Origin of the sequence: Caballeronia sp. LZ003, from assembly GCF_031451465.1 — a bacterium.
GTDB lineage: Bacteria > Pseudomonadota > Gammaproteobacteria > Burkholderiales > Burkholderiaceae > Caballeronia.
Map to the genome: position 1 here is coordinate 328644 of NZ_JARUXJ010000001.1, position 21473 is coordinate 350116.

Here is a 21473-nt window from a genome sequence, read left to right on the forward strand (position 1 = left end):
AGGTTCATGGGGCGTGCAGGGCGCATCCCTATAAAATGCTTTCTTCGCCGCATAGCGCGCGCAAGGCGCTCATCCACGATGGAACTCAAATGGCTCGAAGACTTCGTCTCGCTCGCGGAGACGCGCAGCTTTAGCCGCTCGGCAGAACTTCGGCATATCACGCAGCCCGCGTTTTCGCGGCGCATCCAGGCGCTCGAAGCGTGGCTCGGCACCGAGCTCATCGACCGTTCGGTGTATCCGACGCGTCTCACGCAAGCCGGTCAGGTCTTCTACGAGCAAGCGCTCGCCATGCTTTCGCAGTTTCACGAAGCCCGCATGCTGCTGCGCGGTCAAGGCGGCGTGCCCGCGGCGACCATCGAGTTCGCGGTGCCGCACACGTTGTCGCTGACTTATTTCCCGCGCTGGCTCGAACACGTCGAAGCGCGGCTTGGGCGCATCCGTACACGCTTGCGCGCGCTCAACGTGCACGACGCGGTGCTGTCGCTCGTCGAAGGCGGCTGCGATCTCGTGATGGGTTATCACCATCCGAGTCATCCCGTCGCGCTCGATCCCGCGCGTTACGACATGCTCACGCTCGGTAGCGAACCGATCAGTCCATTCTCCGCGCCCAACAAGGGCGGACGCGCGCGCTACACGCTGCCCGCAAGCGCGGATGCGCCCGCGCCGTATCTGTCCTACACGCAGAACGCGTATCTCGGCCGCATGACGGAGGTGATCATCGCGACGGCGCCCACGCGCCTCTATCTCGACAAGGTCTACGAGACCGACATGGCCGAAGGCCTCAAGGCAATGGCGCTTGCCGGTCACGGTGTCGCGTTCCTGCCGCACAGCGCGGTCGAAGACGCAGTGGAAGAAGGCAAGCTGATCCGGCTCGACAGGGGAACACGCGGCACGAGCGCCGGTCAGTTCACGCTGACGATGGAGATCCGCCTCTACCGCGACAAACTGGCCGCTCAAGGGGAGGAACCGCGTCAGGCGTTGATCCGCGCGCTATGGGATGCAGTAGGCGAAGAAGTGCTCGATGCATCGGCGCAAAAGCCCGGTGGATAAGCGTTTGCAACGTTATGCAAGAAACGCATGATCGAATGAGCAAACGGCATTGGCATTGCGCACGCTGTTTTTCGACAATGGGCGCATTCCTTCACCGCTGGAGCATCAATTGTCCTCTTCGAAGCACTCGCTGCAAGCGCCGGACGCCAAACACGCGATCCCGTCGTACCTCCATGCCGACGATCTCGGCCCCTGGGGCAACTACTTGCAGCAGGTCGATCGCGTCGCACCGTATCTCGGTTCTCTCTCCCGTTGGCTTGAAACCCTCAAGCGCCCGAAGCGCATTCTCATAGTCGATTGCCCGATCGAACTCGACAACGGCACCGTCGCGCATTTCGAAGGCTATCGCGTGCAGCACAACACGTCGCGCGGTCCCGGCAAGGGCGGCGTGCGTTATCACCAGGACGTGACGCTTTCCGAAGTGATGGCTTTGTCCGCGTGGATGTCGGTAAAGAACGCGGCAGTGAACGTGCCGTACGGCGGCGCGAAAGGCGGTATTCGCGTCGATCCGCGCATGCTATCGCGTGGCGAGCTCGAACGTCTGACGCGCCGGTACACGAGCGAGATCGGCATCATCATCGGGCCGAACACGGACATTCCCGCGCCGGACGTGAACACGAACGAGCAGATCATGGCTTGGATGATGGACACGTACTCCATGAACCAGGGGCAAACGGCTACGGGCGTCGTGACCGGCAAGCCGATCGCGCTTGGCGGCTCGCTCGGCCGCAAGGAAGCGACAGGGCGCGGCGTGTTCGTCGTCGGCTCGGAAGCGGCGCGTCGCATGGGGCTTGAGATCGAAGGCGCGCGTATCGCGGTGCAGGGTTTCGGCAACGTCGGCGGAATCGCGGCGCGGCTGTTCCAGGAAGCGGGCGCGCGGGTCATCGCCGTGCAGGATCACACGGGCACGCTGTACAACTCGAAGGGTATCGACACGCTCGCGCTCGCCGAGCACGTCGCGCAGAACGGCGGCGTTGGCGGCTTTGCTGGCGCCGATCCGGTATCGGCGGACGAGTTCTGGACCATCGAGACCGACATCCTCATTCCGGCCGCGCTGGAAGGCCAGATCACCGAGAAGAACGCACCGAAGATCAGAACGAAGATCGTCGTGGAAGGCGCGAACGGCCCGACCACGACGGCCGCCGACGACATCCTCCACGACAAGGGCGTGCTCGTGATCCCCGACGTGGTGGCGAATGCGGGCGGTGTGACGGTGTCGTATTTCGAATGGGTGCAGGACTTCTCCAGCTTCTTCTGGACCGAGGACGAGATCAACCAGCGGCTCGAACGTGTCATGCGTGAAGCGTTTGCGGCGGTTTGGCAAGTGGCGAGCGAGCATAAGGTTTCGGTGCGCACGGCGGCCTTCATCGTGGCCTGTACGCGCATTCTCATGGCGCGTGAAATGCGCGGCCTGTATCCCTGATCGCATGGCCACGCGCTCGTGTCGGATGTGGCATGAGGCAAGCGGCTCGCATGACGCGTGCCGCATGAACGATCGATGAAATTTGCGGGCGACGCTCCTTCGGGACGTCGCCCGCATTTGCATGAGGATTGCTATAACATCGCGGTTTTCTGTCGCGACGCGGCTCGACTGAAGTAAGTGCTCAAGCGCCAATGCCGGTGACCTTTCCGCCGACATCCCGAAAATAAGACAGAGTGGGTTAACAATCATTCTTTCAGAATAATTACCCTGCTAAACTTGCCCCGATTTTTGCCACAGGAGATCGAACACATGAAGATTAAAAAAGCTGCGCTGCTCATCGCCGCGCTCGGATTCATCGCGGCTAGCGCTCACGCGCAAGACGCCGGGACGCTCAAGAAAATCAAGGACACGGGTGTGATCTCGCTGGGGCATCGCGAGTCGTCCATTCCTTTCTCGTACTACGACGACAAGCAGAACGTCGTCGGCTATTCGCATGAGTTCGCGCTGCAGGTCGTGGAAGCGGTCAAGCAGAAGCTCAACATGCCGAATCTGAAGGTGAAGCTCACGCCGGTCACGTCGCAAAACCGTATTCCGCTCGTGCAGAACGGCACGGTGGACCTCGAGTGCGGCTCGACCACGAACAACGCGGAACGTCAGCAGCAAGTGGCCTTCTCGAACACGATTTTCGTGATCGGCACGCGCCTCATGACCAAGAAGGATTCCGGCGTGAAGGACTGGGCGGACCTGAAGGGCAAGACGGTCGTGACGACCGCCGGCACGACTTCCGAGCGCCTGCTTCGCAAGATGAATCAGGACAAGAGCATGGGCATGAACATCATCAGCGCGAAGGATCACGGCGAGTCCTTCCTCACGCTGTCGACCGGCCGCGCCGTAGCGTTCATGATGGACGATGCGTTGCTCGCGGGCGAACGCGCCAAGTCCAACACGCCGAACGATTTCGTGATCGTCGGCGCGCCCCAATCGCATGAAGCGTACGGCTGCATGATGCGCAAGAACGACCCCGAGTTCAAGAAGGTCGTGGACGACGCCATCGCCAAGGTGGAAACCTCGGGCGACGCCGACAAGATCTACAAGAAGTGGTTCGAAAGCCCGATTCCGCCGAAGGGCCTCAACCTCAACTTCCCGGAAAGCGACGACATCAAGGCTCTCTTCAAGAGCCCGAATGACAAAGTAATCGACTAACCGGTTCGACTATCGAGCGAACGAGACGGAAGGAGCTTGCTTCTTCCGTTTCTTTTTGGAGTGAGGTCCATGTCTTACCACTGGAACTGGGGCATTCTGCTGAGTCCGGTTTCGACCGGCGAGCCCACCACGTATCTCGGCTGGCTGATTTCCGGCTTCTGGGTGACGATTACCGTGTCGCTCGCGGCTTGGGTGATCGCGCTTGTGGTCGGCTCGTTGTTCGGCATCTTGCGCACGGTCCCGAATCGCTTCCTGGCGGCCATCGGCACTGTCTATGTCGCGATCTTCCGTAATATTCCATTGATCGTGCAGTTCTTCGTCTGGTATCTGGTGATACCCGAGTTGCTGCCGCCTTCCATCGGCAACTGGTTCAAGCAACTGCCGCCATCGGCGCAGTTCTTTTCCTCGTCGATCATTTGTCTCGGACTCTTCACCGGCGCGCGCGTGTGCGAACAGGTGCGCTCGGGCATCAGCGCGCTGCCGCCTGGTCAACGCAACGCGGGTCTCGCGATGGGTTTCACGCAATGGCAGACGTATCGCTATGTGTTGATGCCGGTCGCTTATCGCATCATCGTGCCGCCGCTCACGTCGGAATTCCTCAACGTGTTCAAGAATTCGGCGGTCGCGTCGACCATCGGTCTGCTCGACCTTTCGGCGCAGGCGCGGCAACTCGTCGACTACACGGCGCAGACGTATGAGTCGTTCATCGCGGTGACGCTCGCTTACATGCTCATCAACCTCGTCGTGATGAACCTGATGCGCTGGGTCGAAGCGAAAACCCGGTTGCCTGGCTACATCGGAGGCAAGTAATGCATCAATTCAACTGGAGCGGCATTGTGGGCGCGTGGCCCACGCTGTGGACGGGCGCCATCATCACGCTGCAGATCACGGTGCTCGCCATCGTGATCGGCATTGTCTGGGGCACGGTGCTCGCGCTGTTTCGTCTGTCGGGCGTGAAGCCCTTGCAGTGGTTCGCAAGCGCTTACGTCACGGTGTTCCGCTCGATTCCGCTCGTGATGGTGTTGCTGTGGTTCTTCCTGATCGTGCCGCAGTTGCTGCAGAATGTGCTCGGCTTATCCGCCGATATCGACATTCGCCTCGCTTCCGCGATGGTCGCGTTCTCGCTCTTCGAAGCTGCGTACTATTCGGAGATCATTCGCGCGGGCATTCAGGCGGTGGCGCGCGGTCAGGTGAACGCGGCGTTCGCACTCGGCATGACCTACGGCCAGGCGATGAAACTCGTCGTGCTGCCGCAGGCTTTCCGCGCAATGGTGCCGCTGTTGCTCACGCAGGCGATCGTCCTGTTCCAGGATACGTCGCTCGTCTACGTGATCAGTCTCGCGGACTTCTTCCGCACGGCGACGAACATCGGCGACCGCGACGGCACGACCGTCGAGATGGTGCTGTTCGCCGGCGCGTGCTATTTCGTGGTTTGCGTGTTGGCATCGGCACTCGTAAAAAGTCTTCAGAAAAAGGTCGCAAGATGATCTCTATCAAGAATGTTTCCAAGTGGTATGGGCAGTTCCAGGTGCTGACGGACTGCACGACCGAAGTGAAGAAAGGCGAGGTCGTCGTGGTGTGCGGCCCGTCGGGTTCGGGGAAGTCGACGCTCATCAAGACCGTGAACGGGCTCGAACCGTTTCAGAAGGGCGAGATCACCATCAACGGTCAATCGCTCACGGACAAGAAGACCAATCTCTCGAAGCTGCGTTCGAAGGTCGGCATGGTGTTCCAGCATTTCGAGCTGTTTCCGCATCTGTCGATCGTGCAGAACCTGACGCTCGCGCAGATCAAGGTGCTGGGCCGTTCGAACGACGAAGCGACGACGAAGGGTCTCAAACTGCTCGATCGCGTGGGCCTGCGCGCGCACGCGGACAAGTTTCCGGGCCAGCTCTCGGGCGGTCAGCAGCAACGCGTGGCGATTGCCCGCGCGCTGTCGATGGACCCGATTGCCATGCTCTTCGACGAACCGACCTCCGCGCTCGATCCCGAGATGATCAACGAAGTGCTCGACGTGATGGTCGAACTCGCGCAGGAAGGCATGACCATGATGTGCGTGACGCACGAAATGGGCTTCGCGAAGAAGGTCGCGCATCGCGTGATCTTCATGGACAAGGGATTGATCGTCGAGGACGACCAGAAGGAAGCGTTCTTTGCGAATCCGAAGTCGGATCGCGCGAAGGACTTTCTGGCGAAAATCCTGCATTGACGCGTTTTAGCGGCGTCATGCAAAACGGCCTTCCGTGAGGAAGGCCGTTTATATTCAGCGTTCGATTCGTTTTATTCGATCCCGAGTTCGGTTTCCACCGACGCCGTCGACTGAATTTCCTCGATCTTCAGTGCCGATCCCACGCACGCTTTGGCAAGCGGCTCGGCGGCCTTCTTCGCGACTTCATCCGGCACCGGAATGTTCACCGTGCGCGAGAGCGCGCCTTTCTGGAACATGGCGAGATCGCCGGGCGTAAAACGCGTCCAGACTTCGTTATCGGTGAGCGGCGAGGTGGCGATGACCGCCACGCGATCTTCCGGCGTCGTGTACTTGGCGAAATCGATCGACATGTCCGCGTCGATCAGATGCGCGGTCGAAAACGGCCAACTGCGAACCAGATAGTACAAATGCGTCGAGCAGTGCGAGAAGAGCGCCTGGCCGTTGGACATCAGGAAATTGAACACGCCGTGCTTCGTGATCTCGCCTGTGAGCGAAGCGAGCGCGTCGAACAATTCTTCCAGCGGCGGTTGCGAGCGCGGAAACGCCTTGCGCAAACCTTCCAGCAGCGTGCAAAAGGCAAGCTCGCTGTCTGTGTTGCCGACGGGTTGATACAGGCCGTTCAGTTCGGGCGCGTAGTCTTTGAGATCGCCGTTGTGCGCGAAGATCCAGTGCCGTCCCCACAACTCACGCAGGAACGGATGGCAGTTTTCCAGCAGGATATGCCCTTGCGTCGCCTTGCGAATATGCGCGATGGTGTTCTTCGATTTGATCGGATAGCGCTTCACCATCTCCGCGAGCGGCGACTTGGCGGACGATTCATGGTCGATGAAAAGCCGGCACGCCTTGTCCTCGAAGAACGCGATACCCCAGCCGTCCGCGTGGTGATCCGTGACCCCGCCACGCGCGGCGAACCCGGTGAACGAGAACGTCACATCGGTCGGTTCGGCGCAATTCATTCCGAGAAGTTGGCACATGTTGCTGAAAGCGAGAGCCGGTAAGGGCATTGAGCCCGTTGTTACAATACGTCCGACAAGCATATCACCGGGGCAGTCATCCAAAATTCGAACGGCGTCGGGCAAAACGCGGCGTTGTCAATTTTCCACGGATGTTTTTGCCAGGTCTTTAGATCTCCCGACTCCAACGTTTCCGCCGCCATCACGCCATGTCCAATTCCGCCTCGCCCGATTCGCTCACGACACTCACGATTGCGCGTCCCGACGACTGGCATCTGCACGTGCGCGACGGCGCGATGCTCGCCGCCGTCCTGCCGCATACGGCGCGCCAGTTCGGTCGCGCGATCATCATGCCGAACCTGAAGCCGCCCGTGACGACTACGGAAATGGCCGCGGCTTATCGCGAGCGCATTCTGGCCGCGCTGTCGAAAGACGGAGCCGCCGCGCGTTTCGAGCCGCTGATGACGCTCTATCTCACCGACAACACGCCGCCTGACGAGATCCGCCGGGCGCGCGAAAGCGGCTTCGTGCACGGTGTGAAGCTTTATCCGGCGGGCGCGACGACCAATTCGGACGCGGGCGTGACGAGCCTCGGCAAATGCGCGAAGACGCTCGAAGTCATGCAGGAAACGGGCATGCCGCTGCTCATCCACGGCGAAGTGACCGATGGCGATATCGATATCTTCGATCGCGAGAAGGTGTTCATCGACCGCGTGCTGTTGCCGCTGCGCCGCGATTTCCCCGCGCTCAAGGTGGTGTTCGAGCACATTACGACGAAGGACGCCGCCGATTACGTGCGCGACGCCGAAGGTCCCGATGGCACGATCGGCGCGACCATCACCGCGCATCACCTGCTGTTCAACCGTAATGCCATTCTCGTGGGCGGCATCCGGCCGCATTACTACTGCCTGCCGGTGTTGAAGCGCGAGACGCATCGCGTGGCGCTGGTCGAGGCGGCGACTTCCGGCAACGCGCGCTTTTTCCTCGGCACGGACAGCGCGCCGCATCCGAAAGGCTTGAAAGAGCACGCGTGCGGTTGCGCGGGCTGTTACACGGCGCTCCACGCGCTCGAACTCTATACGGAAGCCTTCGATAAAGCCGGCGCGCTCGACAAACTGGAAGGTTTCGCGAGCTTTCATGGCGCGGATTTCTACGGCCTGCCGCGCAGTGCCGAGAAAGTGACGCTCGAGCGCGCATCGTGGACGCTGCCCGCCGAATTTTCCGTCGGCGACGAAGAGGTCGTGCCGCTGCGTGGGGGGGAATCGATCGGATGGCGCTTCGTGGAGGCAAGTTGAGTGAGCGGCGCGTCGGGGGCGGCGGCTGAAGACGGCGTTGGCCGTTTCGCGGCAATCGACTGGACGCGCCCGTGGTTACCATCGATCGAAACGCGCGGCAGGCGCTGGCAAGCCGCCGCGCTCGATAGCCCGGCGCGCTATTTGTCCGTCATGAACGACGACGCCCGAGCCGCCGCGCATGTCACGGGGCGCGCTCGGCCGCTCGCGTTTATCGCGCAGGAAGCCTTGCCGGACGGGGCGTCATATGAAGGGCATATCGCCGAAACGGGATGCGTGCCCACGCGCCATAACCTCCACGATTTTTTCAACGGCCAGATGTGGTTTGCGTATCCGCGCGTCAAGGCGGCGCTCAATGCGCGACAGGCCGAGCAGATCGAGACACGCGGTATCGGTCCGACGCGCGGCGGCGTGCGCGATGCATTTACGCTTTTCGACGAAAACGCGGTGTTTTTCGCTTACTCGGACGCAATGCTCGCCGATGCCTTGCGCCGCTTCGACTGGCGTGCGCTCTTCATCGAGGGCCGTGCGGCGTGGGGTAAGCGCTGTGAGGCGCGCATTTTCGGACACGCGCTGCTGGAAAAACTCGTTGCGCCGTACAAGGCGTGCACGGGTCACGCGTGGCTCGTGCCGGTGCCCGCTGACTACTTCTCTCTTGACGATACCGCCCGCCGCGCCTTGCTCGATGAACGCGTAACGGCAAGCCTGAATGCCGGGACGATCGAAAGCCGCGCTTTCTCGCCGATACCGGTGCTTGGCGTGCCGGGCTGGTGGCAAGCAAACGAATCCCCCGAGTTTTACGACGATACGACAGTGTTTCGTTCGGGCAGACGCAGCGCGTGAGACGTCGCGGCCAACGCAGCGCGCACGATTCGCCAGGCAAAAAGCTATTCCTCGAGATGCGGTAGACACCCGATGCTAGAATCGACCCCGCAAAGCAGGCCAGGCAGTCGCGGCTTCGACGTTTCGTGCGTCGAGGGCGAGGAAAGTCCGGACTCCACAGGGCAGGGTGATGGCTAACGGCCATCCGTGGCAACACGCGGAACAGGGCAACAGAAAGCAAACCGCCGATGGCTCCTGGCGCAAGTCGGGAGATCAGGTAAGGGTGAAACGGTGCGGTAAGAGCGCACCGCGGCCATCGTGAGACTGGCCGGCACGGTAACCTCCACCCGGAGCAATTCCAAATAGGCAGGCGCGCATCTTCGAGATGCAGGACGGTGCCCCCGTTCGTCTGCGGGTAGGAAGCTTGAGCGCGTCAGCAATGGCGCGCCTAGAGGAATGACTGCCACGCGCGATCGCTTTCGGGCGTATTGCGTGCACAGAATCCGGCTTATCGGCCCGCTTTGTCGTATTCCAAAAGAAAGAGCCGGCGTCACGCGCGTGACGCCGGCTCTTTTTTGCTTGCGCGCTCGCTCAGACTTCGACGATATCGAACGAATGCGTCAGTTCCGCGGTCTTCGCCAGCATGATCGACGCCGAGCAATACTTGTCATGCGACAGGTTGATCGCGCGCTCGACGGTCGCCGGGTTCAGATTCTTGCCCGTGACCGTAAAGTGAAAGTGAATCTTCGTGAAGACCTTGGGATCTTCGCTCGCGCGATCGGCCTTGAGCGTGACGGAGCAGCCTTGAATCTCCTGGCGGCTCTTTTTCAGGATCATTACCACGTCGTAGGCGGTGCAGCCGCCGGTGCCAAGCAGCACCATTTCCATCGGACGCGGCGCGAGATTGCGTCCGCCGCCTTCGGGCGCTCCGTCCATCGTAACGATATGACCGCTGCCCGTTTCGGCCGCGAACGCCATGCCGTCCGGTCCCATCCAGCTCACTTTGCTTTCCATGCTCAGGCTCCAGCGTTCTACGTTTACAGGGTTTTCATTGTAGCGGCTCGCGGTCGTCGGGATGGCTGCGCATGCGCGCATCTACCGGTTGACGAGCAAACCTTTACGTGAGGGTAATGCCGCCGGATAACAGATTCGCGAAGTGGAGGAAGGACTCTAGCGGGGTAAATCGCTCTGGATGACCGCTGAATCCGTTCTATCGCGATGTTTTATAAGGGGAAGTCGCGCGCACTGCACCTTTATGGAAATTCCACATTATGAACTCATCTTTCACGATGCAAATCTTCTTGTCTCCCCGCATGACCGTGCCTATACTCGTCTCATTGATTGTCGCAGTTAGACACATCTACCGCGTCTCCTCCACCTCCTCCTTTGGTGGATTAAGCCCGAGCCCTCAGCGCTCGGGCTTTTTTTCGCCCACAGCGCCCTTGTGGCGGGCCCAAAAGCGTCATTCTTTTGACCTCCGCGACTATTTCCCTTTATAATTCAAAGTTCTCTTCGTTCCACGCCCGCGAAGAGAAGTCAGGGAGAGCCTGCAGCGCGTCCTGAACGCAAGTTCTTGAACGCTCATATAAGCAGGACCGAACAAAGGTAAAAGGCTGAAAACAGCCAAGGGCAGATTTAAATTTTTGGATCGATCATGAAGACGTTTTCCGCAAAAGCCCATGAGGTGACGCGTGAATGGTACGTGATTGACGCGACGGATAAGGTTCTCGGCCGTGTCGCCAGCGAAGTGGCACGCCGTCTTCGCGGCAAGCACAAGCCTGAATTCACCCCGCACGTCGACACTGGTGATTTCATCATCATCATCAACGCCGGCAAGCTGAAGGTCACGGGCAATAAAGCTACGGACAAGAAGTACTATCGTCACTCGGGCTACCCGGGCGGCATCTATGAAACGACGTTTGGCAAAATGCAAGAGCGTTTCCCGGGCCGCGCGCTCGAGAAGGCCGTGAAGGGCATGCTGCCGAAGGGTCCGCTCGGCTACGCAATGATCAAGAAGCTGAAGGTCTACGCCGAAGCAACGCATCCGCATACGGCTCAACAGCCTAAAGCGCTCGAGATCTAAGGGGAGCCCACATGATCGGTAACTGGAACTACGGTACGGGCCGCCGCAAGAGCGCCGTCGCTCGCGTCTTCATCAAGTCGGGCAAGGGCGATATCGTCGTCAATGGCAAGCCCATCGCCGACTACTTCTCGCGCGAAACCTCGCTGATGATCGTGCGTCAGCCGCTGGAACTCACGAATCACGCAAGCACGTTCGACATCAAGGTCAACGTGTCGGGCGGCGGTGAAACGGGTCAGGCAGGCGCGGTTCGCCACGGCATCACCCGCGCGCTGATGGACTACGACGCAACGCTCAAGTCGCAACTGTCGAACGCTGGCTTCGTCACCCGCGACGCGCGTGAAGTGGAACGTAAGAAGGTCGGTTTCCACAAGGCACGCCGCCGGAAGCAGTTCTCGAAGCGTTAAGCGCTTTGGCGCTTCGCCTCCGTCTTACTGGACGCGAAGTTGCCCGAAAAAGCCGCCCGCACCGCACGTGCCGGCGGCTTTTTTTGTTCTGACGCGCGCTGCGCCAAATTGTGTCGAATTTGCTTTAGCCCATTGATTTCATGGACATCGAGCACGATGTTAGGAAGAGCCCTACAATAGCGGTTAGAAGCTTAATTGGAGAATTCGAATGAGCACTGTGAGCGACACCCCCACGACCGAGATGCCTTTGCCCTTCGTCTTCACCGACGCGGCCGCGGACAAGGTCAAGCAATTGATCGATGAAGAAGGCAATCCGGAACTGAAACTGCGCGTGTTCGTGCAGGGCGGCGGATGCTCGGGCTTCCAGTATGGTTTTACGTTCGACGAAGCCGTCAACGAAGACGATACCGTAATGGACAAGGCGGGCGTGCAATTGCTCGTCGATTCGATGAGCTATCAATATCTCGTCGGCGCGGAGATCGACTATAAGGACGACCTCAACGGCGCGCAGTTCGTGATCAAGAATCCGAACGCCACGACCACTTGCGGTTGCGGATCGTCGTTCTCGGTCTGAGTTCGGTTTAGCGGTCGAATGAAAAACGGAGCCTTCGGGCTCCGTTTTCGTTTCAGGCTTTAGTGGGCTCAGTGCGGATAGATTGCGCCGAGCACGCGTTCGCCCGCTGCGCCCGTCACGGCTGCCAGATTGCCGGGCTTGCGCGCGACGCAGCGCATTGCGAGCCACGCGAAGGCAAAAGCCTCGACCTGTTGCGGCGGCACGCCGAGCGCGTCGGTCGTCATGACGGGAACGCCCGCCACGCCGCTTTCTTCCAGCGCCTGTTGAAGCATCCTGAGCAGCACCGGATTACGCGCGCCGCCGCCGCAAACGTAGACCGCGCGGGCGTCGGATGCGTGACGCTCGATCTCGCGCGCCACCGAAGTCGCCGTCAGCGCGGCGAGCGTGGCTTGTACATCGGCGGGAGCGAGGCCCGTGAACGCCGCGAGTTTGGCGTCGAGCCATGCGGGATTGAACAAGTCGCGCCCGGTACTCTTGGGCGGTGCTTCCTGAAAGAACGGTTCATCGAGAAACGCGTTCAGGAGCGCCTGATTGACTTGACCCGATGCCGCGAATTGTCCGCCGTCGTCATAGGGTCTTTGCAAATGACGAAGCGCCCATTCGTCGAGCAGCGCATTTGCCGGGCCGCAGTCGAAGCCGCGTACCGCGCCGCTCGACGAGAGAATCGTGATGTTGCTGATACCGCCGAGATTGCAGACCACGCGCGTTTCGTTTTTCGCGCCGAAGAGCGTCGCGTGAAACGCCGGCACGAGCGGCGCGCCCTGGCCGCCGGCGGCGACATCGCGGCTGCGGAAATCTGCTATTACGTCGATGTTCGTCATTTCCGCCAGCAACGCGGGATTGTTGATCTGGCGCGTGTAACCCTTTTCCGGCCGATGCCGCACCGTCTGGCCATGCACGCCGATTGCGCGCACCTTTGTGGACGAATAGCCGCTCATGCTCTGCAATTCGTGGCAGCAAACGGCGTAGCGCGTGGCGAGCGCGTTGGCGGCGAGCGCCTCGCGTTCAAGCTCGTTGGCGCCGGGCGCTTGCAGTTCGAAAAGCGCGTCGCGCAGACCCTTCGAGAACGAGACGTGAGCCTCGCCAAGAACAACGGGCGTCTTGCCGGTCGCGAACTGCACCGCGACGCCATCGACGCCATCCATGCTCGTGCCGGACATCAAACCGAAGTACACGCCGTCCGCCGCGCCGCTTTCGATTACCTCGGTCTTTTTACCCACGCTGCTCTCCTTCGATTCGCTCGAGTCCGCTAAGCCGCGATTATCCGCGTAACTGGCCGAATCGTTAAGCGGCGTCAAAAGCCTCGTTCTGCAATTCGGGCGCGATTGCTGGCCGAAAGGGCGCGAAAGGGCACGTCATCGCGTAAAATCGTCGGCTCGAACCTGCAATTGCACTCATTTTCGCGAATGTCGCCGCGTTGTTCGGACGGCTTCGTCATCGGCGTTAGTGCCGTCCGCGACCGCTCATTTTGACCTCACAAGCCGCAAAGCATGACCACTGAATCCAACGCACCTGCCGCGCAAGCCTTTCCGATTACCGACGAAGTGCGCAACGCGCTCGCCATCGCCAAGCGCGGTTGCGACGAACTGCTGATCGAAGACGAATTCGCGCAGAAGCTCGCAAAAAGCGCGGCCACGGGCAAGCCGCTGCGCATCAAGCTCGGCCTCGATCCGACGGCGCCGGACATTCATATCGGCCATACGGTCGTGCTGAACAAGATGCGCCAGTTGCAGGACCTCGGGCATCAGGTCATTTTTCTGATCGGCGATTTCACTTCGCTGATCGGCGATCCCTCCGGCCGCAACGCCACCCGCCCGCCGCTCACACGCGAGCAGATCGAAAACAACGCAAAGACGTATTTCGAACAGGCCGCGCTCGTGCTCGACCGCGAGAAGACCGAGATTCGCTACAACAGCGAATGGTCGATGCCGCTCGGCGCCGACGGCATGATCAAGCTGGCATCGCGCTACACGGTCGCGCGCATTCTGGAACGCGAGGATTTCACCAAGCGCTTTCAGGGCGGCGTGCCCATTTCCATCCACGAGTTGCTTTACCCGCTGATGCAAGGCTACGACTCCGTCGCGCTGAACGCGGACCTCGAACTCGGCGGCACGGACCAAAAATTCAATCTGCTTGTCGGCCGCGAATTGCAAAAGCAATACGGTCAAGAGCAGCAATGTATTCTGACGATGCCGCTGCTCGAAGGTCTCGATGGCGTCGAGAAGATGTCGAAGTCGAAGCACAATTACGTTGGCATCAGCGAGAAGCCGACGGAGATGTTCGGCAAGCTGATGAGCATCTCCGACGTGCTCATGTGGCGATATTTCGAACTGCTGTCTTTCCGCAGCATCGAGGAAATCGCGGGCTTCAAGAAGGAAGCGGAAGGCGGCCGCAATCCGCGCGACTTCAAGGTGTTGCTGGCGCAGGAGATCGTCACGCGCTTTCATTCGGCGCCAGATGCCGAGCGCGCGCTCGAAGACTTCAATCATCGCGCGAAGGGCGGCGTGCCGGACGATATCCCGAGCGTCACGCTCGCGGGTGCGCCGCTCGCGATCGGTCAGTTGCTCAAGCAGGCGGGACTCGCGCCATCGACGAGCGAAGCGCTGCGTAACATCGAGCAGAACGGCGTGAAGATCGATGGCGTGACTATCACCGACAAAGGCTTGAAGGTCGAGGCGGGCGAGTTCGTCGTGCAAGTCGGCAAGCGCCGTTTTGCGCGGATCACGTTGACCGCATGATTGCGCTCATCCAGCGCGTGGCGCGCGCCGACGTGCGCGTGGGCGAGCGTGTCACGGGCGCCATCGGCGCAGGCTTGCTCGCGCTGGTCTGCGCCGAGCGCGGCGACAACGAAGCAACCGCCGACAAGCTGCTGGCGAAGATGCTTGCGTATCGAGTCTTCAGCGACGCTGCCGGCAAGATGAATCTTTCCGTGCAGAACATGGATGGCGCGGGGCGCGCGGGCGGCGTCTTGCTGGTGTCGCAATTCACGCTTGCCGCCGATACGTCGAGCGGCTTGCGTCCGAGCTTCACGCCCGCCGCGCCGCCCGACGAAGGCAAGCGCCTCTTCGACCACTTCGTGCGCGAGGCGCGCAAGAAGCATCCGGTGGTCGAGACCGGCGAATTCGGTGCGGACATGCAGGTATCGCTCGTGAACGACGGGCCGGTCACATTCTGGCTGCAAGTGCGGCCGCAACCGGAAACGCCATGACCACTCAGGTCCTTTTCATTCGCCACGGCGAAACCGACTGGAATCGCATCAAGCGCATACAAGGGCATATCGACATTCCGCTCTCCGAGCACGGGCGTCTGCAGGCCGAGCAACTGGGCCGGCGCTTGGCGCGCGAGGGCGGGCTCGATGCGGTCTATTCGAGTGACCTGCAACGCGCGCAGCAAACGGCGCGTCCTTTCGCGGATGCGCTCGGGCTCGAACTGTGTCTTTCGAAGGGACTGCGCGAGCGCTTGTACGGCGCGTTTCAAGGTCATGACAGCGACGAGATCAGCGAGAAGTTTCCTGCGGAGTTCGTCGAGTGGCAAACGCGGGACCCGGGTTTTACGCCGCCGGGTGGCGAATCACAGCGGGTGTTTTATCACCGTGTCGTGCATGCAATGGAGCCTATCCTAGCCGCGCATCCGGGCGGGCGCATTGCGTGCGTGGCGCATGGCGGCGTGCTGGACTGCATCTATCGGTTTGCTAAGAAGCTGTCGTTGCAGGACGCTCGCGACTGGCCGTTGTTGAATTGCAGCGTCAATGTCGTCGATTACGACGGGGACGCGGCGAGGGTGGTTTCGTGGGGCGACGTTTCGCATCTGGCGACGGATACGGACGACGATGGGTTGCGAAAGCAAGCCTAACCCTCACCCCTTCGCATCCCAAAGCTCCCGAATCGGCCCTGCATCGGGCGCAGCCAGCCCGAAGTGCCGATAAGTCAGCAACGTCGCCACGCGCCCGCGCGGCGTGCGTTGCAAATACCCTTGCTGAATCAGATACGGCTCCAGCACGTCTTCGATGGTATCGCGCTCTTCGCCGATAGCCGCCGCGAGATTGTCCACGCCCACCGGGCCGCCATCGAACTTCTGCAGGATGGCTTCGAGCAGCTTGCGGTCCATCAGGTCGAAGCCGACGGGATCGACATCGAGCATCTTCAGCGCGGCATCCGCGACTTCGGCGGTAATGTTGCCGTCCGCTTTCACCTCGGCGAAATCGCGCACGCGACGCAGCAGCCGGTTCGCGATACGCGGCGTGCCACGCGAACGCCGCGCAATCTCGAGCGCGCCCTCGGGCACGATCTCCGCCTTCAGCAACGAAGCCGAACGCGACACGATACGCGCCAGTTCGCTCGCGTTATAAAACTCGAGCCGCGACACAATGCCGAAGCGGTCGCGCAGAGGATTGGTCAACATGCCCGCGCGCGTCGTCGCGCCGACGAGCGTGAACGGCTGCAGATCCAGTTTCACGCTACGCGCGGCCGGGCCTTCGCCGATCATGATGTCGATCTGATAATCCTCCAGCGCCGGATAAAGAATTTCCTCGACGACCGGCGAGAGCCGATGAATCTCGTCGATGAACAACACGTCATTCGCTTCGAGATTGGTGAGGAGGGCAGCGAGGTCGCCCGCGCGCTCCAGCACCGGCCCCGAGGTCTGTCGCAAATTAACGCCCATTTCCCGCGCGATGATGTGCGCGAGTGTCGTCTTGCCGAGACCCGGCGGCCCGAACAGCAGTACATGATCGAGCGCTTCCGAACGGCGCTTGGCCGCCTCGATGAAAATCTCGAGCTGGCCGCGCACCTTTTCCTGGCCGACGTATTCGTCGAGCTGGCGCGGTCGCAACGCGCGCTCGAAGGCTTCTTCGTTCGGCGAGACGGGCGTGGCCGCGATGATGCGCTCGGCGGCGAGTTTGTCGGTTTCGATCATCCGTCGATTGTACAGCGAGCTTTCCCGCGATGAACCTGGCCGAACGGCCTAATGGCGCAACACGCGAAACGCCCGCAGAATCAGCCTTTCGAGAGCGCCTTGAGCGCGAGCTTGATGCCCTCGGAGACGCCGGTTCCGGCAGGCACGTTCTTGATCGCGGTGAGCGCTTCTTTCTCGGAATAGCCGAGCGCAAGCAGGGCATTGAGGATGTCGGAGGCGTGATCGGACTGCGAAGCCGCGCTTGCCATCGCGCCGAGATCGGCGCCGAGCTTGCCCTTGAGTTCGAGCAGCAGACGCTCGGCCGTCTTCTTGCCGATGCCCGGCACGCGCGTGAGGCGCGCGGCGTCCTGCGTCGTCACCGTTTGCGAGAGCTCCTGCACGCTCATGCCGGAGAGCACGGCCAGCGCCATGCGCGCGCCGATGCCGCTGATCTTTAACAACTCGCGAAACGTCGAACGCTCCTGCGCGGTGAGAAATCCGTACAGCAGATGCGCGTCCTCACGCACGATCATCTGCGTGAGCAGGACGACCTTTTCGCCGGCATGCGGCAGGTTGTAGAAGGTGCTCATCGGCACGTCGATTTCGTAGCCGACGCCGCCACAATCGACGAGCAGATGCGGCGGATTTTTTTCCAGCAGAACGCCGGCAATGCGACCGATCATATTTGCAGTAAGTATCGAGGTTGATTAGCCGATGAGACGACCGCGCCTGACGCGCAAGCCTTTTTTCGCCAGCGACGGCGCGATGGTGCCGAGCGCCGCGAGGCCGGTGCCGCCATGCGCATGGCAGATCGCCATGCCGAGCGCATCCGCTGCGTCGGTGCTGGGTACGCCTGTCAGGCCGAGCAGACGCACGACCATCTGCTGCATTTGCTCCTTGGTGGCGCGGCCATAGCCGACCACGGCTTGCTTCAATTGCAGCGCGGTGTATTCCGCGACCGGCAGGCCGCTCGCCACCATGCCGCAGATGGCCGCGCCGCGCGCCTGGCCAAGCAGCAGCGTGGACTGCGGATTCACGTTCACGAAGACTTTTTCGATCGCCGCCTGATCTGGATTGTGCTGCCCGATGAGCGTGGAAATGCCCTCGAAGATGGTGTTCAGACGCGAAGGCAAGTCTGCGTCGGCTGTCTTGATCACGCCGCTCGTCACGTAGGTGAGCGAGTGCCCGGACTTGTCGATGATGCCGAAGCCGGTCACGCGCAAGCCCGGATCGATGCCTAGAATTCTCATGTTTGCGGAAATGCGCTCCGGCGTGGCGGTCGTTCGAAATGAAATTGGCCTGTTTGTGCCGCCAATCAGCAGGCAGCGCAAACAGGCCAATAATAAAGGATGCCGCAGCGATTAATGGCGGAAATGACGCGTGCCGGTGAGAATCATCGCAACATTGTGCTCGTCGGCAGCGGCGACCACTTCGTCGTCGCGCATGGAGCCGCCTGGCTGGATCACGCAGGTCGCGCCTGCATTGACCACCACGTCGAGCCCGTCGCGGAACGGGAAGAACGCGTCCGAAGCCACGGCCGAGCCGGTCAGCGTGAGACCCGCGTTCTGCGCCTTGATGCCCGCAATGCGCGCCGAATCCACGCGGCTCATCTGCCCCGCGCCGACGCCAAGCGTCATGCCGCCGCCGCAGAACACGATGGCGTTCGACTTCACGAACTTCGCCACGCGCCACGCAAACATGAGGTCGTCCATCTCCTTGGGCGTGGGGTGGCGCTTCGTCACCACGCGCAGTTCATGCGGCTGCACGTTTTTCGAATCGAGCGATTGCACCAGCAGCCCGCCGCCCACGCGCTTCAGGTCGAACGCGTTATGACTGTCGCCGAGCGCGATCTGCAAGAGACGCACGTTCTGCTTGGCCGCGAACACCGCCCGCGCGGCATCGCTGAACGAAGGCGCGATCAGCACTTCGACGAACTGCTTGGCTACGGCCTGCGCCGCCGCTTCGTCTACTTCGCGATTGAACGCGATGATGCCGCCGAACGCCGACGTAGGATCGGTCTTGAACGCCTTCGAGTAGGCTTCGTGCGCGTTTGCGCCGAGCGCCACGCCACACGGATTCGCATGCTTGATGATGACGCAGGCGGGCGCGTCGAAGGTCTTCACGCATTCCCATGCCGCGTCGGAATCGGCGATGTTGTTGTACGAGAGTTCCTTGCCCTGCAACTGCTCGTAGTTAGCGAGCGCGCCAGCGGGCACCGCGAGATCGCGATAGAACGCCGCGCTCTGATGCGGATTCTCGCCGTAACGCAGATCCTGCACCTTCTCGAAAGCGACGTTGAAGGTTGCCGGATACGTATTGCGAGTTGCGTGTTGAAGCTCTTCGGTCAGACTCGTCAGATAGTTCGTGATCGCGCCGTCGTATTGCGCGGTATGCGCGAACACCTTGGTGGCGAGACGGAAGTTCGTCTTGTAGGCCACGCTGTTGTGATTCGCGCGCATTTCGTCGAGCACGGTGGCGTAATCGGCCGGATCGACGATCACGGTGACATCGCGATGATTCTTTGCCGCCGAGCGCAGCATGGTCGGCCCGCCGATATCGATGTTCTCGATGGCGTCTTCCAGCGAGCACTCTTCCTTCGCCACGGTCTGCACGAACGGATACAGATTCACCACCAGCAGATCGATGGTCGGAATGTCGTGCTTTTCCAGCGCCGCCATGTGCTCCGGCAGATCGCGGCGCGCGAGAATGCCGCCGTGAACCTTGGGATGCAGCGTCTTCACGCGCCCATCGAGCATTTCCGGAAAGCCGGTGTAGTCGGCGACCTCCGTGACGGGCAAGCCCGCGTCGGCCAGCAGTTTCGCCGTGCCGCCGGTCGAGAGGAGCTTGACGCCAAGCTCCGCCAGCGATTTGGCGAAGTCGATGATGCCGGATTTGTCGGAAACGGAAATGAGCGCTTGCTTGATCATGGTGAACACTGAAACCAAAAAGGATAGCCAGGCCAGACCAGGGCGGACGCCCCGGTCCGATGAATCAAATCAATCCGTGCTGCTGAAGCTTCTTGCGTAATGTGTTGCGGTTGATGCCGAGATACTCGGCCGCAAGCGACTGGTTGCCGCCTGCCTGCTCGAGCACCACTTCGAGCAGCGGTTTTTCCACGCACGAAATCACCATGTCGTAGACGTCGTGCGGGTTGGAGCCGTCCAGATCCTGAAAATAATTGTCCAGGCTCTGGCGGACGCATTGTTCGATGTTATGTCTGCTCATGCGGCTTTTTGTCGGTCTATGTCGTGATGCCCGCCGCACGATTCTTCGGCAGCCGCGTCGCAGTCGTCGCCGCTCTCGTCGACATAGACCAGACGGTCGGACAACGCTTTTTGCGCGTCGAAGAATTCGTTGACCGCGAGCAATTGTTCTTTGGTCGTGTCCAGCGTATTCATCCGGTGCCGGAAGGTGTTGGCGCCGGAAAGGCCGCGAGTGTACCAGCCGATGTGCTTGCGCGCAGTCCGTACGCCCGTGAATTCCCCGTAGAAAGCGTAGTGATCTTCGAGGTGCTCGTTCATCACCTGCTGGATCTCTTCGATGAGCGGCGGCGGCAGCCGTTCGCCCGTCGTCAGAAAATGTTCGATCTCGCGAAAGAGCCACGGTCGACCCTGCGCCGCGCGGCCAATCATGATCGCGTCCGCGCCCGTCACCGTCAGCACGTGCCGCGCCTTCTCGGGCGTCGTGATGTCGCCGTTCGCGACCACCGGAATCTTCACCGCGTTCTTGACGGCCGCGATGGTCTCGTATTCGGCGTCGCCCTTATAGAGGTCCGCGCGCGTGCGGCCATGCACGGTGAGCATGGAGATGCCGGCATCTTCCGCGATCCGCGCGATATTTAGCGCGTTCTTGTTCTCGCGATTCCACCCCGTGCGAATCTTGAGCGTGACGGGCACGGCATCCGGCCCTACGCCGACGGCCTGCACCACCGTCTCGACGATACGCGCCACGAGTTCTTCGTTCTGCAGGAGCGCGGAACCCGCCGCAACGTTGCAAACCTTCTTGGCGGGACATCCCATGTTGATGTCGATGACCTGCGCGCCGTTCGCGACGTTGTGGCGCGCGGCTTCGGCCAGCATCCGCGGGTCGGCGCCCGCGATCTGAACGGAGATTGGCTCGACTTCGCCCGCGTGGTTGGCGCGCCGCATGGTCTTTTCGCTCTTCCACAACTGCGCGTTCGAAGCGACCATCTCCGACACCGCGTAGCCCGCGCCCATGCGCTTGCAGAGCTGACGGAACGGACGGTCGGTGACGCCTGCCATCGGGGCGACGAACAGGTTGTTGCGCAGAACGTGTGAACCAATGCTTGGCATGAAGGCTTGGGCGTGGCGCCGACGACATGAAGCAAGGCGCCATGAAAAGCGCCGCGCTGCGTCGAGCGTTTGCTAGTGCTGAAGGGAAACGCGTATTTTAACGCGAAGCGGGTGCTGAAATTAAGAGCAATCGCGCGCAAGTCTTTAAATCTTCTATGAAAGCGGACGAGCTCATAGAGGATAAGTCGGGCTTTGTGCTGACGAATGAGGCGGCGTCGCGTCGTGCGACCCGCCGCCGAATACAGATAGAAAGC

23 protein-coding genes and 1 other RNA gene are annotated in these 21473 nt (G+C 61.1%); 15 read left to right on the top strand and 9 right to left on the bottom strand.

Annotation, left to right across the window (positions count from 1 at the left end):
- Nucleotides 1–78: 78 nt before the first annotated feature.
- From QCE79_RS01560 to QCE79_RS01585, 6 genes are all read left to right on the top strand, one after another.
- On the top strand, nucleotides 79–1050 hold the full coding sequence (locus tag QCE79_RS01560; RefSeq protein WP_244826978.1) for a LysR family transcriptional regulator: 972 nt from the start codon (nucleotides 79–81) through the stop codon (nucleotides 1048–1050).
- Nucleotides 1051–1159: 109 nt separating this feature from the next.
- Nucleotides 1160–2473, top strand: a complete 1314-nt coding sequence (locus QCE79_RS01565; RefSeq protein ID WP_244826979.1) for a Glu/Leu/Phe/Val dehydrogenase — start codon at nucleotides 1160–1162, stop codon at nucleotides 2471–2473.
- 309 nt (nucleotides 2474–2782) lie between these two features.
- A complete protein-coding gene (locus QCE79_RS01570) occupies nucleotides 2783–3676 on the top strand; it encodes a glutamate/aspartate ABC transporter substrate-binding protein (RefSeq protein WP_244826980.1) in 894 nt (297 codons plus the stop codon).
- 69 nt (nucleotides 3677–3745) lie between these two features.
- The gene (locus tag QCE79_RS01575; protein WP_250462988.1) at nucleotides 3746–4486 is read left to right on the top strand and encodes an amino acid ABC transporter permease; all 741 of its coding nucleotides are present in this window, start codon (nucleotides 3746–3748) and stop codon (nucleotides 4484–4486) included.
- Nucleotides 4486–5163 (top strand): glutamate/aspartate ABC transporter permease GltK, encoded by a 678-nt coding sequence (gene gltK / locus QCE79_RS01580; RefSeq protein WP_244826982.1) that lies wholly within the window; start codon nucleotides 4486–4488, stop codon nucleotides 5161–5163. Before QCE79_RS01575 ends, gltK begins: the two co-directional genes overlap by 1 nt.
- Nucleotides 5160–5885 carry an amino acid ABC transporter ATP-binding protein gene (locus QCE79_RS01585; RefSeq protein ID WP_244826983.1) on the top strand — a complete coding sequence of 242 codons (726 nt, stop codon included), beginning with the start codon at nucleotides 5160–5162 and terminating at the stop codon, nucleotides 5883–5885. The genes gltK and QCE79_RS01585 overlap by 4 nt, the downstream gene beginning before the upstream one ends.
- Nucleotides 5886–5956: 71 nt before the next feature.
- Here QCE79_RS01585 and QCE79_RS01590 read toward each other — a convergent pair whose 3' ends face one another.
- Entirely contained in the window at nucleotides 5957–6859 is a 903-nt protein-coding gene (locus QCE79_RS01590; protein ID WP_309841332.1) for a class II glutamine amidotransferase, read from the bottom strand.
- A gap of 188 nt (nucleotides 6860–7047) precedes the next feature.
- On the opposite strand from QCE79_RS01590, the gene pyrC reads away from it, so the two are divergent.
- The 3 genes from pyrC (at nucleotide 7048) to rnpB (ending at nucleotide 9479) form a co-directional block, all read left to right on the top strand.
- Nucleotides 7048–8133, top strand: a complete 1086-nt coding sequence (pyrC, locus tag QCE79_RS01595; protein WP_309841334.1) for a dihydroorotase — start codon at nucleotides 7048–7050, stop codon at nucleotides 8131–8133.
- Nucleotides 8134–8973, top strand: coding sequence for a DUF3025 domain-containing protein (locus QCE79_RS01600; RefSeq protein WP_309841335.1), 840 nt, complete (start codon nucleotides 8134–8136; stop codon nucleotides 8971–8973).
- Nucleotides 8974–9064: 91 nt separating this feature from the next.
- An RNA gene (rnpB, locus tag QCE79_RS01605) (RNase P RNA component class A) lies at nucleotides 9065–9479 on the top strand.
- A 64-nt stretch (nucleotides 9480–9543) separates the two neighbouring features.
- Here rnpB and QCE79_RS01610 read toward each other — a convergent pair.
- Nucleotides 9544–9966, bottom strand: coding sequence for an OsmC family protein (locus QCE79_RS01610; protein WP_244826987.1), 423 nt, complete (start codon nucleotides 9964–9966; stop codon nucleotides 9544–9546).
- 640 nt (nucleotides 9967–10606) lie between these two features.
- Between QCE79_RS01610 and rplM the strand changes: the two genes are divergently transcribed.
- From rplM to erpA, 3 genes are all read left to right on the top strand, one after another.
- On the top strand, nucleotides 10607–11035 hold the full coding sequence (rplM, locus tag QCE79_RS01615; protein WP_244826988.1) for a 50S ribosomal protein L13: 429 nt from the start codon (nucleotides 10607–10609) through the stop codon (nucleotides 11033–11035).
- An 11-nt stretch (nucleotides 11036–11046) separates the two neighbouring features.
- Nucleotides 11047–11439 (top strand): 30S ribosomal protein S9, encoded by a 393-nt coding sequence (gene rpsI / locus QCE79_RS01620; RefSeq protein ID WP_244826989.1) that lies wholly within the window; start codon nucleotides 11047–11049, stop codon nucleotides 11437–11439.
- Nucleotides 11440–11647: 208 nt separating this feature from the next.
- On the top strand, nucleotides 11648–12013 hold the full coding sequence (gene erpA / locus QCE79_RS01625; RefSeq protein WP_244826990.1) for an iron-sulfur cluster insertion protein ErpA: 366 nt from the start codon (nucleotides 11648–11650) through the stop codon (nucleotides 12011–12013).
- Between the two features lie 68 nt (nucleotides 12014–12081).
- On the opposite strand, the gene QCE79_RS01630 is transcribed toward erpA, so the two are convergent.
- A complete protein-coding gene (locus tag QCE79_RS01630; RefSeq protein WP_309845120.1) occupies nucleotides 12082–13212 on the bottom strand; it encodes an anhydro-N-acetylmuramic acid kinase in 1131 nt (376 codons plus the stop codon).
- 291 nt (nucleotides 13213–13503) lie between these two features.
- Here QCE79_RS01630 and tyrS point away from each other — a divergent pair, with 291 nt between their 5' ends.
- The 3 genes from tyrS to QCE79_RS01645 are packed head-to-tail and all read left to right on the top strand — an operon-like array spanning nucleotide 13504 to nucleotide 15865.
- Nucleotides 13504–14751, top strand: a complete 1248-nt coding sequence (tyrS, locus tag QCE79_RS01635) for a tyrosine--tRNA ligase (protein ID WP_250463004.1) — start codon at nucleotides 13504–13506, stop codon at nucleotides 14749–14751.
- Entirely contained in the window at nucleotides 14748–15221 is a 474-nt protein-coding gene (dtd, locus tag QCE79_RS01640; protein WP_244826992.1) for a D-aminoacyl-tRNA deacylase, read from the top strand. Before tyrS ends, dtd begins: the two co-directional genes overlap by 4 nt.
- On the top strand, nucleotides 15218–15865 hold the full coding sequence (locus QCE79_RS01645) for a histidine phosphatase family protein (RefSeq protein WP_309841339.1): 648 nt from the start codon (nucleotides 15218–15220) through the stop codon (nucleotides 15863–15865). Before dtd ends, QCE79_RS01645 begins: the two co-directional genes overlap by 4 nt.
- Nucleotides 15866–15868: 3 nt before the next feature.
- Here the strand turns inward: QCE79_RS01645 and ruvB are convergent, their stop codons facing one another.
- From ruvB to dusB, 6 genes are all read right to left on the bottom strand, one after another.
- The gene (gene ruvB, locus QCE79_RS01650) at nucleotides 15869–16927 is read right to left on the bottom strand and encodes a Holliday junction branch migration DNA helicase RuvB (protein ID WP_244826994.1); all 1059 of its coding nucleotides are present in this window, start codon (nucleotides 16925–16927) and stop codon (nucleotides 15869–15871) included.
- Nucleotides 16928–17007: 80 nt separating this feature from the next.
- Complete coding sequence (gene ruvA / locus QCE79_RS01655; protein WP_244826995.1) at nucleotides 17008–17589, bottom strand: Holliday junction branch migration protein RuvA; 582 nt, start codon at nucleotides 17587–17589, stop codon at nucleotides 17008–17010.
- Between the two features lie 24 nt (nucleotides 17590–17613).
- Entirely contained in the window at nucleotides 17614–18156 is a 543-nt protein-coding gene (gene ruvC, locus QCE79_RS01660; RefSeq protein WP_244826996.1) for a crossover junction endodeoxyribonuclease RuvC, read from the bottom strand.
- A 111-nt stretch (nucleotides 18157–18267) separates the two neighbouring features.
- On the bottom strand, nucleotides 18268–19833 hold the full coding sequence (purH, locus tag QCE79_RS01665; RefSeq protein ID WP_309841340.1) for a bifunctional phosphoribosylaminoimidazolecarboxamide formyltransferase/IMP cyclohydrolase: 1566 nt from the start codon (nucleotides 19831–19833) through the stop codon (nucleotides 18268–18270).
- A 64-nt stretch (nucleotides 19834–19897) separates the two neighbouring features.
- On the bottom strand, nucleotides 19898–20131 hold the full coding sequence (locus tag QCE79_RS01670; protein WP_040052966.1) for a Fis family transcriptional regulator: 234 nt from the start codon (nucleotides 20129–20131) through the stop codon (nucleotides 19898–19900).
- Nucleotides 20128–21219, bottom strand: coding sequence for a tRNA dihydrouridine synthase DusB (dusB, locus tag QCE79_RS01675; protein ID WP_244826998.1), 1092 nt, complete (start codon nucleotides 21217–21219; stop codon nucleotides 20128–20130). The genes QCE79_RS01670 and dusB overlap by 4 nt, the downstream gene beginning before the upstream one ends.
- Nucleotides 21220–21473: the final 254 nt, after the last annotated feature.

Coding starts and splice junctions, on each gene's coding strand:
- QCE79_RS01560 (WP_244826978.1), top strand. CDS start 79: ATGGAACTCAAATGGCTCGAAGACTTCGTCTCGCTCGCGGAGACGCGC.
- QCE79_RS01570 (WP_244826980.1), top strand. CDS start 2,783: ATGAAGATTAAAAAAGCTGCGCTGCTCATCGCCGCGCTCGGATTCATC.
- QCE79_RS01575 (WP_250462988.1), top strand. CDS start 3,746: ATGTCTTACCACTGGAACTGGGGCATTCTGCTGAGTCCGGTTTCGACC.
- gltK (WP_244826982.1), top strand. CDS start 4,486: ATGCATCAATTCAACTGGAGCGGCATTGTGGGCGCGTGGCCCACGCTG.
- QCE79_RS01585 (WP_244826983.1), top strand. CDS start 5,160: ATGATCTCTATCAAGAATGTTTCCAAGTGGTATGGGCAGTTCCAGGTG.
- QCE79_RS01590 (WP_309841332.1), bottom strand. CDS start 6,859: ATGTGCCAACTTCTCGGAATGAATTGCGCCGAACCGACCGATGTGACG.
- pyrC (WP_309841334.1), top strand. CDS start 7,048: ATGTCCAATTCCGCCTCGCCCGATTCGCTCACGACACTCACGATTGCG.
- QCE79_RS01610 (WP_244826987.1), bottom strand. CDS start 9,966: ATGGAAAGCAAAGTGAGCTGGATGGGACCGGACGGCATGGCGTTCGCG.
- rplM (WP_244826988.1), top strand. CDS start 10,607: ATGAAGACGTTTTCCGCAAAAGCCCATGAGGTGACGCGTGAATGGTAC.
- rpsI (WP_244826989.1), top strand. CDS start 11,047: ATGATCGGTAACTGGAACTACGGTACGGGCCGCCGCAAGAGCGCCGTC.
- erpA (WP_244826990.1), top strand. CDS start 11,648: ATGAGCACTGTGAGCGACACCCCCACGACCGAGATGCCTTTGCCCTTC.
- tyrS (WP_250463004.1), top strand. CDS start 13,504: ATGACCACTGAATCCAACGCACCTGCCGCGCAAGCCTTTCCGATTACC.
- dtd (WP_244826992.1), top strand. CDS start 14,748: ATGATTGCGCTCATCCAGCGCGTGGCGCGCGCCGACGTGCGCGTGGGC.
- QCE79_RS01645 (WP_309841339.1), top strand. CDS start 15,218: ATGACCACTCAGGTCCTTTTCATTCGCCACGGCGAAACCGACTGGAAT.
- ruvB (WP_244826994.1), bottom strand. CDS start 16,927: ATGATCGAAACCGACAAACTCGCCGCCGAGCGCATCATCGCGGCCACG.
- ruvA (WP_244826995.1), bottom strand. CDS start 17,589: ATGATCGGTCGCATTGCCGGCGTTCTGCTGGAAAAAAATCCGCCGCAT.
- ruvC (WP_244826996.1), bottom strand. CDS start 18,156: ATGAGAATTCTAGGCATCGATCCGGGCTTGCGCGTGACCGGCTTCGGC.
- purH (WP_309841340.1), bottom strand. CDS start 19,833: ATGATCAAGCAAGCGCTCATTTCCGTTTCCGACAAATCCGGCATCATC.
- QCE79_RS01670 (WP_040052966.1), bottom strand. CDS start 20,131: ATGAGCAGACATAACATCGAACAATGCGTCCGCCAGAGCCTGGACAAT.
- dusB (WP_244826998.1), bottom strand. CDS start 21,219: ATGCCAAGCATTGGTTCACACGTTCTGCGCAACAACCTGTTCGTCGCC.